Raw genomic sequence first — 13,541 nt, 5'->3', positions numbered from 1 at the left:
TGTATGGAGACCAGCATGAATTTCCTCAAAACGATCGTCGCTGCCGGCTTGGTCGCCGCAACGACGACGGCGGCGTTCGCTGCCGACATCACCGGCGCAGGTGCGACGTTCCCGTTCCCGATCTATTCGAAGTGGGCTGATGCCTACAAGAAGGAGACCGGCAACGGTCTGAACTACCAGTCGATCGGTTCCGGCGGCGGCATCAAGCAGATTCAGGCCAAGACCGTGACCTTCGGTGCCACCGACATGCCGCTCAAGGCCGAGCAGCTCGAGAAGGACGGCCTTGCCCAGTGGCCGATGGTGATGGGCGCCATCGTTCCGGTCGTCAACCTCGAAGGCGTCAAGCCTGGCGAGATGGTGTTCGACGGCGAGACGCTCGCCAACATCTATCTCGGCAAGATCACCAAGTGGGACGACGGCGCGATCAAGAAGCTCAATCCGAACGTGAAGCTGCCGTCGGAGGCGATCACCGTGGTTCGCCGCTCGGACGGTTCGGGCACCACCTTCAATTTCACCAACTATCTCTCCAAGGTCAGCGCGGACTGGAAGAGCAAGGTCGGTGAGGGCACCGCGGTCGAATGGCCGGTTGGCGTCGGCGCCAAGGGCAACGAAGGCGTTTCGGGCAACATCGGCCAGACCAAGAATTCGATCGGCTATGTCGAGTACGCCTACGCCAAGCAAAACAAGCTGACCTACACCAAGATGGTCAATAAGGGTGGCAAGACCGTTGAGCCCGCCACCGAGGCCTTCCAGGCGGCCGCCGCCAATGCCGACTGGTCCAAGGCGCCCGGCTACTACGTCATTCTGACCGACCAGCCCGGCGACAAGTCCTGGCCGATCACGGCGGCGACCTTCATCCTCATGCACAAGGATGCCACCGACAAGGCGGCCTCGCAGGAAGCCATCAAGTTCTTCCGCTGGGCCTTCAAGAACGGCGCCAAGGCAGCCGAGGAGCTCGATTACATCCCTATGCCGGACAGCGTCGTCCAGCAGATCGAGAAGACCTGGTCTGCCGAGATCAAGAGCTAAAGCTCTGAAGTCCGACGCTCGTGCCCCGTCATTCCGGGGCGCGAGCGTGGCGAGCGAACCCGGAATCTCGAAATTCCGGGTCTGGTCCTTCGGACCATCCCGGAATGACGCGGGACAAATCGTCGACAAGACCGCTCCTTATCGGCGGCATGCAGATAGCGTAATACAGGGGATCGGCGTGGCAGAAATGGCTGTTCAGAGCGATGTAATCGACGACGCTGGCCCTTATGATCGCGCCAAGGCCTTGAGCGCGTTCAAGCTCGGCGATGTCACCTTTTACTGGATCACGCGGCTTTCCGCGATCTCGGTGCTCCTCATCCTTGGCGGCATCATCCTGTCGCTGATCGTCGGTGCCTTCCCGGCGATGAAGGAATACGGCTTTGCGTTCCTGTGGACGCAGCGCTGGGCGCCGTCGGCCGATCCGCCCGTGCTCGGCGCGCTGGGACCGATGTACGGCACGCTTGTCACCTCCTTCATCGCGATGCTGATCGCCATTCCCGTCGGTCTCGGCATCGCGATCTTCCTGACCGAGCTCTGCCCGCAATGGCTGCGCCGCCCGATCGGCATGGCGGTGGAGCTGCTCGCCGGCATTCCCTCGATCATCTACGGAATGTGGGGCTTCTTCGTGCTGGGGCCGTTCCTGGCCAACACCTTCCAGCCCTTCATGATCAAGATCTTCGACGGCGTCCCGGTGCTGGGCGCGGTCTTCGCAGGTCCCCCGTCCTATCTCAGCCTGTTCAATGCCGCGCTGATCCTGGCGATCATGGTGCTGCCTTTCATCACCTCGATCTCGGTCGACGTGTTCAAGACCGTGCCGCCGGTGCTGAAAGAGGCCGCCTACGGCGTCGGCTGCACCACCTGGGAAGTGGTGCGCAGCGTCGTGATCCCCTACACCCGTGTCGGCGTCATCGGCGGTGTCATGCTGGCCTTGGGCCGTGCGCTCGGCGAGACCATGGCGGTGACCTTCATCATCGGCAACTCGTTCCGCATCTCGTCATCGATCTTCGCGCCTGGCACCACGATCTCGGCGGCGATCGCATCGGAGTTCGCCGAGAGCGACGGCCTGCACCAGTCCGGCCTGATCCTGCTCGGCCTGTTGCTGTTCGTGCTGACGTTCTTCGTGCTCGCCGCCGCCCGGCTGATGCTGCTGCGTCTGGAAACGAAGGCGGGGAAGTAACATGAACCCGATCTATGTACGCCGCCGCCGCAAGGACATCATCGTCCGAGGGCTCTGCGTTGGCGCCGCCGCCGTCGGCGTCACCTGGCTCGCGCTGATCCTGCTCACGCTGCTCTACAACGGCATTGCCGGCCTCAACCTCGACCTGTTCGTCGCCGATACCCCGCCGCCGGGCTCGACCGAAGGCGGCCTGCGCAACGCCATCGTCGGCTCACTGATCATGACCGTGATCGGCGTCGGCATCGGCGCGCCGCTCGGCCTGTTCGCCGGCACCTATCTCGCCGAGTACGGCCGTAACGACAAGCTGACCTCGGTGATCCGCTTCATCAACGACATCCTGCTGTCGGCGCCCTCGATCATCATCGGCCTGTTCATCTACGGCGCGGTGGTGGTGCCGATGCGCGGCTTCTCGGCGATCGCAGGCTCGCTCGCGCTCGCCGTCATCGTGATCCCGGTGGTGCTGCGCACGACCGAGGACATGCTGCTGCTGGTGCCGAACGCGCTGCGCGAGGCCGCCTCCGCGCTCGGCCTGCCGCGCTCGCTGGTGATCAAGCGGATCGCCTATCGTGCGGCCCGCTCCGGCCTCATCACCGGCGTGCTGCTCGCCACCGCCCGCGTCGCCGGCGAAACCGCGCCGCTGCTCTTCACCGCGCTGTCGAACCAGTTCTTCAGCCTCGGCCTGAACAAGACCATGGCGAACCTGCCCGTCACCATCAACAATTTCGTCCAGAGCCCTTACGCCTATTGGAAGCAGCTCGCCTGGAGCGGTGCGCTGTTGATCACGCTCACCGTGCTTGCCCTGAACATTGGCGCCCGCATCCTCGGTGCCGAGAGGACCGCAAAATGACCGACTTGTCCGTATCCGTGAGCTCCAACGCGCACCTCGCCTCGCAGCAGCCGCTGCCGGAAGCTCCGGCCAAGGTGACGGTGCGCAACCTCAACTTCTATTACGGCGAGCACCAGGCGTTGAAGAACATCAATCTGACGCTCGGCACCAACCGCGTCACCGCCTTCATCGGCCCGTCCGGTTGCGGCAAGTCGACCCTGTTGCGCATCTTCAACCGGATGTATGACCTCTATCCGGGCCAACGCGTCACCGGTCAGCTGATGCTGGACCAGACCAACATCCTCGACCCCAAGCTGGATCTCAACCTGCTGCGCGCCCGCGTCGGCATGGTGTTCCAGAAGCCGACGCCGTTCCCGATGACGATCTACGAGAACATCGCCTTCGGCATCCGCCTCTATGAGAAGATCTCGAAGTCCGAGATGGACGACCGCGTCGAGAAGGCGCTGCGCGGCGGCGCGCTGTGGAACGAGGTCAAGGACAAGCTCAACGCCTCCGGCCTGTCGCTCTCGGGCGGCCAGCAGCAGCGCCTCTGCATCGCCCGCACCGTCGCGGTGCGGCCTGAAGTGATCCTGTTCGACGAACCCTGCTCGGCGCTCGATCCGATCTCGACCGCCAAGGTCGAGGAGCTGATCCAGGAACTGTCCGAGAACTACACCATCGCGATCGTCACCCACAACATGCAGCAGGCGGCCCGCGTCTCCGACAAGACCGCCTTCATGTATCTCGGCGAGCTGATCGAGTTCGACGACACCAGCAAGATCTTCACGTCGCCGTCGGACCGGCGCACGCAGGATTACATCACCGGCCGGTTCGGCTGAGGAGACAGGACATGGCTTCCGAACATACCGCAAAAGCCTTCGACACCGACCTTCAGGAGCTCACCCGCCTGGTCGCCGAGATGGGCGGCATCGCCGAGCGCATGATCGTCGATTCCGTCGATGCGCTGATCCGCCGCGACGTCGCGCTGGGCCAGCGCGTCGTCACCATCGATGCCGAGCTCGACGCGCTGCAGAAGAAGATCGAGGAGCGCGCCGTGCTGACCATCGCGCGCCGCCAGCCGATGGCGGTGGACTTGCGCGAAATCGTCGGCGCCATGCGGGTTGCGACCGACCTCGAGCGCATCGGCGACCTCGCCAAGAACATGGGCAAGCGCGTCGCGGCGCTGGAGACGGATTTCCATCCGCTCAAGCTGTTCCGCGGCCTCGAGCACATGACCGACCTCGTGCAGCAGCAGGTCAAGTCGGTGCTGGACGCCTATGCCGCGCACGATCTGCCGGCAGCGATGGCGGTGTGGAAGGGCGACGAGGAAGTCGATGCCATCTGCACCTCGCTGTTCCGCGAGCTCCTAACCTACATGATGGAGGATCCGCGCAACATCTCGTTCTGCATCCATCTGATGTTCTGCGCCAAGAACATCGAGCGGATCGGCGACCACGCCACCAACATCGCCGAGACCGTGTTCTACATGATCGAAGGCCAGGCCATCACCGACAAGCGGCCGAAGGGCGACATGACGACGTTCGCCACGACGGTCCCGAACACCTGATTACGCAAGGAGCGACGAGCCCATGGGCGCACGCATTATGGTGGTTGAGGACGAGGAAGCTCTGACCGAGCTTCTCCGCTACAACCTCGAAGGCGACGGCTATGACGTGGAGACGGTGATGCGCGGCGACGACGCCGACACCCGCCTCAAGGAGCACATCCCCGATCTGATCGTGCTCGACTGGATGTTGCCGGGCCTGTCCGGGATCGAGCTGTGCCGCCGGTTGCGGACGCGATCCGACACCAAGCAGCTGCCGATCATCATGCTCACCGCGCGCGGCGAGGAGAGCGAGCGTGTCAGGGGCCTTGCCACAGGCGCCGACGATTACATCGTCAAGCCGTTCTCGGTGCCCGAGCTGCTCGCGCGGGTGAAGGGCCTGCTGCGGCGCGCCAGCCCCGAGCGGCTCGCGACCGTGCTCGCCTTCGGCGACATCGAGCTCGATCGCGAGAAGCGCCGCGTGGCGCGCTCGGGCCGGCCGATCGATCTCGGACCGACCGAATATCGCCTGCTGGAGTTCTTCCTGGAGCATCCCGGCCGGGTGTTCTCGCGCGAGCAGTTGCTCGACAGCGTCTGGGGCCGCGACATCTATATCGACGAACGCACCGTCGATGTGCATATCGGCCGCCTGCGCAAGCTGCTCAATCTCGGCCGCGAGCAGGACCCGATCCGCACCGTCCGCGGCGCGGGCTACGCGCTCGACGATCGCTTCGCGAAGGCTGAGCAGACCTCAAGCTAAGCTGCCCGCCAGCAAACAAAAAAAAGCGCGCCAGGTGGCGCGCTTTTTTTCGTCCCGGCCTGTACCGCGACGATGTCGTCTGAACCAAGTACTCAGCGCGTGCCCGGCTTCGCCGGCGCCCGCCGGCGATCCGCCGCCGGCTGATACGCCACGCGCGAGTGCTGGGCGCAGTAGGGCAGGCCGGAGAGCGCCTTGCCGCCGCAGAAGAAGAAATCCGGGCTTGAGGGATCGCCGACCGGCCAGTGGCAGGTAGCCTCGTTCAATTCGAGCAACGAGAGCCGCTGGCTCATCGGCACAACGTTGTCGTAGGTAACAGGTTCAGCCTCGACCTCGATCTCGAAAGCCTGCGCCAGCGCGGTGTTGCCGCGCGCGATGGGGCGGCTCACCCGCATCATGTGCTGTGCGGGACGCGCCTTGCGCGGCCGCGGAGCTGCTGATGAGGGGCTCTTGGCGCGGCCGGACAGGCCGAGCCTGTGCACCTTGCCGATTACGGCGTTGCGGGTCACGTTTCCAAGCTCAGCGGCGATCTGGCTGGCCGAAAGTCCGGCCTCCCAGAGCTTTTTCAGCTGCTCGACGCGATCATCTGACCAGGTCAAAACCGTCATTGCATCCTTTCCTTCGCCGGCGCCAGCCATCTGTGGGGCCTCACGACGAATGCCTAAGCTTCGAAAAACCCGTGCCGCCAGAATCCCTTAAGGCTCGCCGGGCGCGCCAGATGCGCCCGAACGTTTACGCCGGTACATGAGGACTTTTGGGATCAGAACCGCTGCACGAGATGTCGTATCTGACAAGCCAAACGCTACAATATGCCGTGACTCACGCGCAAGAGTCCGCCGACTCGCTTCCACATGTTCCGTGGCGAAAATCCCGCAAAATCGCCACCGCAAGACTACGGATTCAGCGTTTCGCGAGGCTTTCCGGGCGGCATTGACACCCGTATTGCCAAGCATAAGATAGTCGCACGTGCCGCCCTTAAAAGGCGGCACGTTTCGTTTTCCGGGCCAAATGACGCGCTGCGCCATGCGTGTTCAGGCCGTCCGAAACATCCGAAGTGACCACCAAAGAGATCGTCATGACCAACAGCGCAGCGCCGCATTTGCTCCCCGTTTTCGCCAGGGCCGATATCGGTTTTGAGCGCGGTGAAGGCGTCTGGTTGATCGCAACCAATGGCGATCGCTATCTCGATTTCACCTCGGGCGTCGCGGTCAACGCACTCGGCCATGCCCATCCGGCGCTGGTCAAGGCGCTGCAGGAGCAGGCCACGAAACTCTGGCACATGTCGAACCTGTTCCAGAGCCCTGACGGCGAGAAGCTCGCTGCGCGTCTTTGCAATGAGAGCTTTGCCGACTTCGTGTTCTTCTGTAATTCCGGCGCCGAGGCGCTGGAGGGCGTGATCAAGCTGGTCCGCCATCATCACTTCTCCAAGGGCCATCCGGAGCGCTATCGCATCATCACCTTCGAGGGCGCCTTCCACGGCCGCACGCTCGCGACGCTGGCCGCGACGGGATCGGCAAAATATCTCGAAGGCTTCGGTCCGCCGATGGACGGCTTCGACCAGATCCCGCATGGCGACATCGAGGCCGTGAAGAAGGCGATCGGCCCGCATACCGCCGGCATCCTGATCGAGCCGATCCAGGGCGAGGGCGGTGTGCGTCCGGCGACATCAGCCTTCCTCAAGGCGCTCCGCCAGCTCTGCGACGAGAAAGGCTTGCTGCTGGCCTTCGACGAGGTGCAGACCGGCATGGGCCGCACCGGCGATCTCTTCGCCCATCGCCGCACCGGCGTCACACCCGACGCGATGTCGCTGGCGAAAGCGCTCGGCGGCGGTTTTCCGATCGGTGCGATCCTGGCGACTGCAGATGCGGCCGCCGGCATGGGCCCCGGCTCGCACGGCTCGACCTTCGGCGGCAATCCGCTGGCGATCGCGGCCGCGAACGCCGTGCTCGACGTCATGCTCAAGCCCGGCTTCTTCGACCACGTGCAGAAGATGTCGCTGCTGCTCAAGCAGAAGCTCGCCTCCGTGATCGACCGTCATCCCGATATCGTCAGCGAAATCCGCGGTGAGGGGCTTTTGATCGGCATCAAGGCCGTGGTGCCATCAGGCGATCTGGTCGCAGCCTTGCGCAACGAGAAGCTGCTTACCGTCGGCGCCGGCGACAATGTCGTGCGCTTCCTGCCGCCCTTGATCGTCACCGAGGCGGAAATCGAGGAGAGCATCGTCAGGCTCGAGCGCGCCTGCACGGCGCTGTCAGGCAACAAGCGGGCGGCAAGCTGATGAGCAAGGCACCCAAGCACTTCCTCGATATCAACGAGCTGCCGCTGTCGGAGCTCAAGAGCATGCTCGCGGCCTCCTCCGCCATGAAGGCGAAGCAGAAGGCGCATCAGCCGGTGCGGCCGCTCGAAGGCAAGACGCTGGCGATGATCTTCGAGCGTCCGTCGACCCGCACGCGCGTCTCGTTCGACGTCGCCATGCGCCAGCTCGGCGGCGAGCCCATCATGCTCACCGGTGCCGAGATGCAGCTCGGCCGCGGCGAGACCATTGCCGACACCGCGCGCGTGCTGTCGCGCTATGTCGACGCCATCATGATCCGCATCCTCAATCACGAGGCGCTGCTGGAGCTCGCGGCGAACGCGACCGTGCCCGTCATCAACGGCCTGACGCGGCGCTCACATCCGTGCCAGGTGATGGCCGACCTCATGACCTATGAGGAGCATCGCGGCCCGATCGAGGGCCGCACCGTGGCCTGGACCGGCGACGACAACAACGTGCTGGCGTCCTGGGCCCATGCCGCCGAACGCTTCAAGTTCAAGCTCAATGTCGCAACGCCGCCGGAGCTTGCTCCGAAGAAGGTGATGCGCGACTTCATCAAGGCGACGGGCGCGTCGATCGTGCTCGGCACCGATCCCGAGGCCGCCGTGAAGGGCGCAGATTGCGTCGTCACCGACACCTGGGTGTCGATGGGCGACAAGGAAGGTGAGCACCGTCACAACGTGCTCAAGCCCTACCAGGTCAATGCCAAGCTGATGTCGCTGGCCAAGCCCGATGCGCTGTTCATGCACTGCCTGCCCGCCCATCGCGGCGAGGAGGTCACCGACGAGGTGATCGACGGTCCGCAGTCAGTGGTGTTCGACGAGGCCGAAAACCGCCTGCACGCGCAGAAGGGCATTTTGGCCTGGTGTTTTGACGCGGTGAAGTAGGCTCACTTGTAGCCCGGATGGAGCGCAGCGAAATCCGGGCTTCTCAACGCGGAAAGACTTCCCCGGATTGCGCTGCGCTCCATCCGGGCTACGCGCCCCGCCATTCTGAGCACCGAATGCGGGGGCCCTTCCATTTCCGCCCTCCGACCCCAGATAAAGCGCCATGGTTTCCCAATCCCCCGACATGAAAACCAGGCCCGAAAGCCCGGTTCGCGCGCCTTCCGCAGTTCCCGTCGATGACGCCGTGCTGCCCTACGAGGTCGATGCGCTCGATGTGCGCGGCCGTCTGGTGCGGCTTGGCCCGGCGCTCGACGACATCCTGACCAAGCATGATTATCCCGCACCGGTCGGCAAGTTGCTCGGCGAAGCCATCGTGCTGACGACGCTGCTCGGCTCGGCGCTCAAATTCGAGGGCCGCTTCATCCTGCAGGCCCAGACCGACGGGCCGGTGTCATTCCTGGTGGTCGACTATCAGGCGCCCGATCGCCTGCGCGCCTATGCGCGCTTCGATGCCGAGCGCCTCGGTGATGCCAAGGAACCTGGAATGAATTCCGGCACGCTGCTCGGCCGCGGTCATCTCGCCATGACCATCGACCAGGGGCCCGATATGAGCCGTTACCAGGGCCTTGTCGCGCTCGACGGCGGCAGCCTGGAAGACGCCGCCCACGAATATTTCCTGCGCTCCGAGCAGATCCCGACGCGCGTGCGCCTTGCGGTCGGCGAGGAGTGGCGCTCGAGCGACGGCGGCAAGCACCGCTGGCGCGCCGGCGGCATGCTGATGCAGTTTTTGCCAAAGGCGCCGGAGCGCGCGCGGCAGGCCGATCTGCATCCCGGCGATGCGCCCGAGGGCCTTGAGGCTCACAGCGTCGCCGAAGACGATGCCTGGGTCGAGGCGCGCTCGCTGATCGAGACCGTCGAGGACGTCGAGTTGATCGATCCCGATCTCTCCGGTGAACGGCTGCTCTACCGCCTGTTCCACGAGCGCGGCGTGCGCGTGTTCAATCCGCTGGTCCTGAAAGCGCAATGCTCCTGCTCGCGCAACGCGGTCGCGTCCATGCTGAAGAGCTTCTCGCCTGACGATCGCAGCGCCATGGTCAAGGACGACAAGGTCGTCGTGACCTGCGAGTTCTGTAGCTCGGTGTACGAGTTCACGCCGGATGAAGCGGGCGTGGAAGACGCGTAACGAGCTCTTGTAGGGTGGGCAAAGGCGCTCTTGCGCCGTGCCCACGGATCTCCCGATGACAACGAAAGACGTGGGCACGGTGCTTTGCGCCTTTGCCCACCCTACGGCACTGTCACCCGCCTCTAGTTCAACACCCGCTTGTTGTCGGGGCTGTCCAGCGAGAACGTCGGCACGTCGATCTCGAAGCGCTCGCCGGTTTCGCTCACCATCAGGTAGCGGCCGGTCATGAAGCCGGAGGCGGTGGAGAGTGGCACGCCCGAGGTGTATTCGAAGCGTTCGCCGGGGGCGAGCACGGGCTGCTCGCCGATCACGCCCTCGCCCTTGACCTCCTGCTGCCGCCCGGTGGCATCGGTGATGATCCAGTGCCGCGTCTTGAGCTGCACGGTTTCGTCGCCCGAATTGGTGATCACGATGGTGTAGGACCAAAAATACCGCGAGCGGTCGGCCGAGGACTGTTCCGGAACAAAGTTCGGCTCGACGGTCACTTCGATCTGGCGGGTCACGGCGCGGTACATGGCTGCCATCATAACGAAAACCCGGCCAGGAACCAAACGCCGCACGCGGCCTTGGCGACATCGTCCCGCCCGAATTCACGAAGAAGTACACCCCAGATGTGATCCGGCCGCTTTGCGAGGCGGCGACCGGCCCGGTACACTCCTGAAACGTCGCGATTTGCGGAAGGGTTTTTGGGCCCCCATGACCATTGCCGATCAAGTGACGGGATCGACGATCGCGGGAACCGCAGGCGCCAAGCCCGCGGAGGCCAAACCGGTCGACGCGAAGCCGCGCGTCGCCGCGCCGGCCATCACGCTGCCTGCCATCGGCGAGCGCGAGCTCAGGCTCGATCTGTTCCGCGGCCTCGCGCTGTGGCTGATCTTCATCGACCATCTGCCGCCCAATCTGCTGACCTGGTTCACGATCCGCAATTACGGCTTCAGCGACGCCACCGAGATCTTCATCTTCATCTCGGGCTACACCGCAGCCTTCGTCTACGGCCGCGCGATGCTGGAGAGCGGTGTCGTCATCGCCACGGCGCGCGTCCTGCGGCGGGTCTGGCAAATCTATGTCGCCCACGTCTTCCTGTTCACGATCTTCCTCGCCGAAATCTCCTACGTCGCGACCAGCTTCGAGAACCCGCTCTACACCGAAGAGATGGGCATCATGGATTTTCTCAAGCAGCCCGACATCACCATCGTGCAGGCGCTTCTCTTGCGCTTCCGTCCCGTCAACATGGACGTGCTGCCGCTCTATATCGTCCTGATGCTCGCGCTGCCGCTGATCCTGTGGTCGATGAAATGGCGGCCCGATGTCACGCTCGCGCTCTCGGCGCTGCTTTACGCGGCGACCTGGCAGTTCGATCTGTACTTCTCCGCCTATCCGAACGGTTTCTGGGCGTTCAATCCCTTTGCCTGGCAGTTGCTGTTCGTGTTCGGCGCATGGTGCGCGCTCGGAGGTGCGCGACGCATGTCGCGCATTCTGGCATCGCCCGTGACGATGTGGATCTCGATCGCCTATCTCGTTGCGGCGTTCTATGTGACGCTGACCTGGTACGTCCCGCAGCTTTCGCACTTCATGCCGAAGCGGATCGAGCAGTGGATGTATCCGATCGACAAGACCGATCTCGACGTGCTGCGCTTCACGCATTTCCTGGCGCTGGCCGCGCTCACCGTGCGCTTCCTGCCGCGGGAATGGCCGGGCCTGAAATCGCAATGGTTGCGGCCGCTGATCGTGTGCGGCCAGCACTCGCTGGAGATCTTCTGTCTCGGCGTCTTCCTGGCCTTTGCCGGCCATTTCATCCTGGCCGAGGTCTCCGGTGGACCCGCCATGCATGCGCTGATTAGTCTTTCAGGAATTCTGATCATGTGGGCGATGGCCTGGGTGATTTCGTGGTACAAGCGCGTAGCTGACAAGAGCGGTGCGAAAACCAAAAACGCCGTCGGCAACGCCGATCTGGCGGGAGGGGGCTGATGACGGCGAAGGTTATCCTGAGCCTGATCCTGCTATGCGGGTACCTCACCGCGCCTTCGGCGCGCGCAGACGAGGCCGCGCCTGCGACGCCCCCGATCCCTGCAGCCTGTGAAGTGCCGCCTTATCTGCTCGCCACCGAGAGCCAGCTCCCCAAGGTCGCCGACGCCGTCAAGGCGGGCAAACCGCTTGAGATCCTCGTGATCGGAAGCCGGTCGACGACGATCCCATTTTCGGAAAGCAGCTCCTATCCGGCACGGATGGAGGCGATCTTGAAAGAGAAACTGCCCCCTTCGGAGACCGTGCACGTATCCGTAGAACTACAGAGCAAGAAGACGGCGGAGGAGGCCGCCGGAACCTTCGTTAAGCTGATGGAAGCAAAAACACCTACTTTGGTCATCTGGCAGACCGGGACGGTGGATGCTATCCGATCGATCGATCCCGATGACTTTCGCGGCGCCGTGACCGATGGGGTCGCTGCGCTGCAACATGCAGGGGCTGACGTCGTCTTGATGAATTTGCAATACAGCCCGCGTACCGAATCCATGATCTCGGCACCGCCTTATCTCGACAATATGCGGGTGGTGGCACAGGAGCATGATATCCCGCTGTTCGATCGTTTCGCGATCATGCGGCAGTGGAATGATCAGGGGCAGTTCGACTTGTTCAGCGCCTCGCGCGGCCCTGAGCTGGCGAAGCAGGTCCATGATTGCCTTGGCCGGGCGTTGGCGCAGTTCGTGATCGATGCTGCCCATCTGGGGCCGACCGAGCAGCAGAATTGAGGTCTAGCGTTAATGAGTTCTTTCCGCCCTTTTGGCCTGTCGACATGGTTGTCCGCGCCCGCAGTGGCGACGCTGCTGATGCTGATGCCTGTGCTGCAGGCGCCTGCCCGAGCTCAGGCCGCCCAGGCGACTGCCGCGCCGCAGCAGGCCGCTAACCCAGCGCCCACCTCGCCGTCGCAGACCACGGTTGCGGCGACGGCCCAGCAGCCCACCGATCAGCGCGGCCTCACCTCGCGCGCCATCGACAAGGTGAAGCAGGTCGCAAAATCCGCCGGCGATATTTTCAGCCGCGTCCCCTGCCTGCCGCCGAAGGGCGGCGCCAAGACGATGGGCTCGCTGCCGCATGTCGCGGGCAAGCTCGTCGCGGGCCAACCCGTCGTCATCGTCGCGTTCGGCTCGTCGTCGACGGCGGGCTATGGCGCGAGCTCGCCCGACTTCAATTATCCGAACCGTCTCGCTGCGCAGCTGCGCCGGCAATACCCGACCGCTGACATCACCGTCATCAATGCCGGCGTCGGCGGCGAGGACGCGCCCGAGATGATGAAGCGCCTCCAGAAGGAGGTGATCGACGTGCATCCGGATCTCGTGATCTGGCAGGTCGGCACCAACGCCGTGCTGCGCAATCTCGATCCCGGCGACACCGCCAAGATGGTCGAGGACGGCATCACTCGCATCCAGGCTGCGGGCAATTCCGATATCGTGCTGGTCGACCCGCAATATTCGCCCAGGGTCACCGAGCGTCCCGAGAGCGCAAGCAAGATGGTGAAGCTGCTCGGCAAGGTCGCCGAGCTTCGTCACGTCGGCATCTTCCCGCGCTTCGAGGTGATGCGCGACTGGCACGAGAAGCAGGCGCTTCCGGTCGAGAGTTTCGTCATCGCCGACGGCCTGCACATGAACGATTGGGGCTATGCCTGCTTCGCCCAGCTGCTCGGCGACGATATCATCCACTCGGTCGGCCAGATCAAGATCGGGGTGAACGTGCCCGCGGACGTGCGGACCTACCGGCCGATGTAGGCAACTGCGCCGTAGGGTGGGCAAAGGCGCAACGCGCCGTGCCCACCACCGCTAAGTGATACGA

The 13,541-nt window shown here is 64.0% G+C and carries 14 protein-coding genes; 12 read left to right on the top strand and 2 right to left on the bottom strand.

From position 1 onward, the window contains the following. Positions 1-15 precede the first annotated feature (15 nt). The 6 genes from pstS (at position 16) to phoB (ending at position 5,335) form a co-directional block, all read left to right on the top strand. Positions 16-1,029, top strand: coding sequence for a phosphate ABC transporter substrate-binding protein PstS (pstS, locus tag XH98_RS09330; RefSeq protein WP_271598674.1), 1,014 nt, complete (start codon positions 16-18; stop codon positions 1,027-1,029). A gap of 187 nt (positions 1,030-1,216) precedes the next feature. Then, positions 1,217-2,206, top strand: a complete 990-nt coding sequence (gene pstC / locus XH98_RS09325) for a phosphate ABC transporter permease subunit PstC (RefSeq protein WP_271618424.1) — start codon at positions 1,217-1,219, stop codon at positions 2,204-2,206. Between the two features lies 1 nt (position 2,207). Continuing rightward, positions 2,208-3,053 carry a phosphate ABC transporter permease PstA gene (pstA, locus tag XH98_RS09320; RefSeq protein WP_271618423.1) on the top strand — a complete coding sequence of 282 codons (846 nt, stop codon included), beginning with the start codon at positions 2,208-2,210 and terminating at the stop codon, positions 3,051-3,053. Further along, on the top strand, positions 3,050-3,871 hold the full coding sequence (gene pstB / locus XH98_RS09315) for a phosphate ABC transporter ATP-binding protein PstB (RefSeq protein ID WP_220004111.1): 822 nt from the start codon (positions 3,050-3,052) through the stop codon (positions 3,869-3,871). Before pstA ends, pstB begins: the two co-directional genes overlap by 4 nt. Positions 3,872-3,882: 11 nt before the next feature. After that, positions 3,883-4,599 carry a phosphate signaling complex protein PhoU gene (gene phoU, locus XH98_RS09310; RefSeq protein WP_220004112.1) on the top strand — a complete coding sequence of 239 codons (717 nt, stop codon included), beginning with the start codon at positions 3,883-3,885 and terminating at the stop codon, positions 4,597-4,599. A gap of 22 nt (positions 4,600-4,621) precedes the next feature. Next, the gene (gene phoB, locus XH98_RS09305) at positions 4,622-5,335 is read left to right on the top strand and encodes a phosphate regulon transcriptional regulator PhoB (RefSeq protein WP_057745196.1); all 714 of its coding nucleotides are present in this window, start codon (positions 4,622-4,624) and stop codon (positions 5,333-5,335) included. Between the two features lie 92 nt (positions 5,336-5,427). On the opposite strand, the gene XH98_RS09300 is transcribed toward phoB, so the two are convergent. Continuing rightward, positions 5,428-5,940, bottom strand: a complete 513-nt coding sequence (locus tag XH98_RS09300; protein ID WP_271618422.1) for a GcrA family cell cycle regulator — start codon at positions 5,938-5,940, stop codon at positions 5,428-5,430. 467 nt (positions 5,941-6,407) lie between these two features. On the opposite strand from XH98_RS09300, the gene XH98_RS09295 reads away from it, so the two are divergent. From XH98_RS09295 to XH98_RS09285, 3 genes are all read left to right on the top strand, one after another. Continuing rightward, a complete protein-coding gene (locus XH98_RS09295; RefSeq protein ID WP_271618421.1) occupies positions 6,408-7,610 on the top strand; it encodes an aspartate aminotransferase family protein in 1,203 nt (400 codons plus the stop codon). Then, entirely contained in the window at positions 7,610-8,533 is a 924-nt protein-coding gene (gene argF, locus XH98_RS09290) for an ornithine carbamoyltransferase (RefSeq protein ID WP_271618420.1), read from the top strand. The genes XH98_RS09295 and argF overlap by 1 nt, the downstream gene beginning before the upstream one ends. 163 nt (positions 8,534-8,696) lie before the next feature. Further along, positions 8,697-9,716: an Hsp33 family molecular chaperone gene (locus XH98_RS09285; RefSeq protein WP_057745202.1), complete on the top strand. Its 1,020-nt coding sequence runs from the start codon at positions 8,697-8,699 to the stop codon at positions 9,714-9,716. 122 nt (positions 9,717-9,838) lie between these two features. On the opposite strand, the gene apaG is transcribed toward XH98_RS09285, so the two are convergent. Beyond that, positions 9,839-10,231 (bottom strand): Co2+/Mg2+ efflux protein ApaG, encoded by a 393-nt coding sequence (gene apaG, locus XH98_RS09280; protein ID WP_057745205.1) that lies wholly within the window; start codon positions 10,229-10,231, stop codon positions 9,839-9,841. Positions 10,232-10,412: 181 nt separating this feature from the next. On the opposite strand from apaG, the gene XH98_RS09275 reads away from it, so the two are divergent. Genes XH98_RS09275 through XH98_RS09265 form a run of 3 tightly spaced genes read left to right on the top strand, consistent with a single transcriptional unit; the run spans position 10,413 to position 13,477 of the window. Further along, positions 10,413-11,684 (top strand): OpgC domain-containing protein, encoded by a 1,272-nt coding sequence (locus XH98_RS09275; RefSeq protein ID WP_271598681.1) that lies wholly within the window; start codon positions 10,413-10,415, stop codon positions 11,682-11,684. After that, positions 11,684-12,463 carry an SGNH/GDSL hydrolase family protein gene (locus XH98_RS09270; RefSeq protein WP_271598682.1) on the top strand — a complete coding sequence of 260 codons (780 nt, stop codon included), beginning with the start codon at positions 11,684-11,686 and terminating at the stop codon, positions 12,461-12,463. Before XH98_RS09275 ends, XH98_RS09270 begins: the two co-directional genes overlap by 1 nt. A gap of 12 nt (positions 12,464-12,475) precedes the next feature. Beyond that, positions 12,476-13,477, top strand: coding sequence for an SGNH/GDSL hydrolase family protein (locus XH98_RS09265; RefSeq protein WP_271598683.1), 1,002 nt, complete (start codon positions 12,476-12,478; stop codon positions 13,475-13,477). Positions 13,478-13,541: the final 64 nt, after the last annotated feature.

Source organism: Bradyrhizobium sp. CCBAU 51745 (assembly GCF_028128715.1).
GTDB lineage: Bacteria > Pseudomonadota > Alphaproteobacteria > Rhizobiales > Xanthobacteraceae > Bradyrhizobium > Bradyrhizobium manausense.
The sequence above is the reverse complement of the archived record's forward strand: the minus strand, read 5'-3'. Positions and strand labels throughout refer to the sequence as shown.

Excerpts from the sequence above, each read along its gene's own strand:
- pstB (WP_220004111.1), top strand. The coding sequence starts at position 3,050 with ATGACCGACTTGTCCGTATCCGTGAGCTCCAACGCGCACCTCGCCTCG.
- pstA (WP_271618423.1), top strand. The coding sequence starts at position 2,208 with ATGAACCCGATCTATGTACGCCGCCGCCGCAAGGACATCATCGTCCGA.
- XH98_RS09275 (WP_271598681.1), top strand. The coding sequence starts at position 10,413 with ATGACCATTGCCGATCAAGTGACGGGATCGACGATCGCGGGAACCGCA.
- XH98_RS09295 (WP_271618421.1), top strand. The coding sequence starts at position 6,408 with ATGACCAACAGCGCAGCGCCGCATTTGCTCCCCGTTTTCGCCAGGGCC.
- pstS (WP_271598674.1), top strand. The coding sequence starts at position 16 with ATGAATTTCCTCAAAACGATCGTCGCTGCCGGCTTGGTCGCCGCAACG.
- phoB (WP_057745196.1), top strand. The coding sequence starts at position 4,622 with ATGGGCGCACGCATTATGGTGGTTGAGGACGAGGAAGCTCTGACCGAG.
- phoU (WP_220004112.1), top strand. The coding sequence starts at position 3,883 with ATGGCTTCCGAACATACCGCAAAAGCCTTCGACACCGACCTTCAGGAG.
- pstC (WP_271618424.1), top strand. The coding sequence starts at position 1,217 with ATGGCTGTTCAGAGCGATGTAATCGACGACGCTGGCCCTTATGATCGC.
- XH98_RS09285 (WP_057745202.1), top strand. The coding sequence starts at position 8,697 with ATGGTTTCCCAATCCCCCGACATGAAAACCAGGCCCGAAAGCCCGGTT.
- XH98_RS09300 (WP_271618422.1), bottom strand. The coding sequence starts at position 5,940 with ATGACGGTTTTGACCTGGTCAGATGATCGCGTCGAGCAGCTGAAAAAG.
- argF (WP_271618420.1), top strand. The coding sequence starts at position 7,610 with ATGAGCAAGGCACCCAAGCACTTCCTCGATATCAACGAGCTGCCGCTG.
- apaG (WP_057745205.1), bottom strand. The coding sequence starts at position 10,231 with ATGTACCGCGCCGTGACCCGCCAGATCGAAGTGACCGTCGAGCCGAAC.
- XH98_RS09265 (WP_271598683.1), top strand. The coding sequence starts at position 12,476 with ATGAGTTCTTTCCGCCCTTTTGGCCTGTCGACATGGTTGTCCGCGCCC.
- XH98_RS09270 (WP_271598682.1), top strand. The coding sequence starts at position 11,684 with ATGACGGCGAAGGTTATCCTGAGCCTGATCCTGCTATGCGGGTACCTC.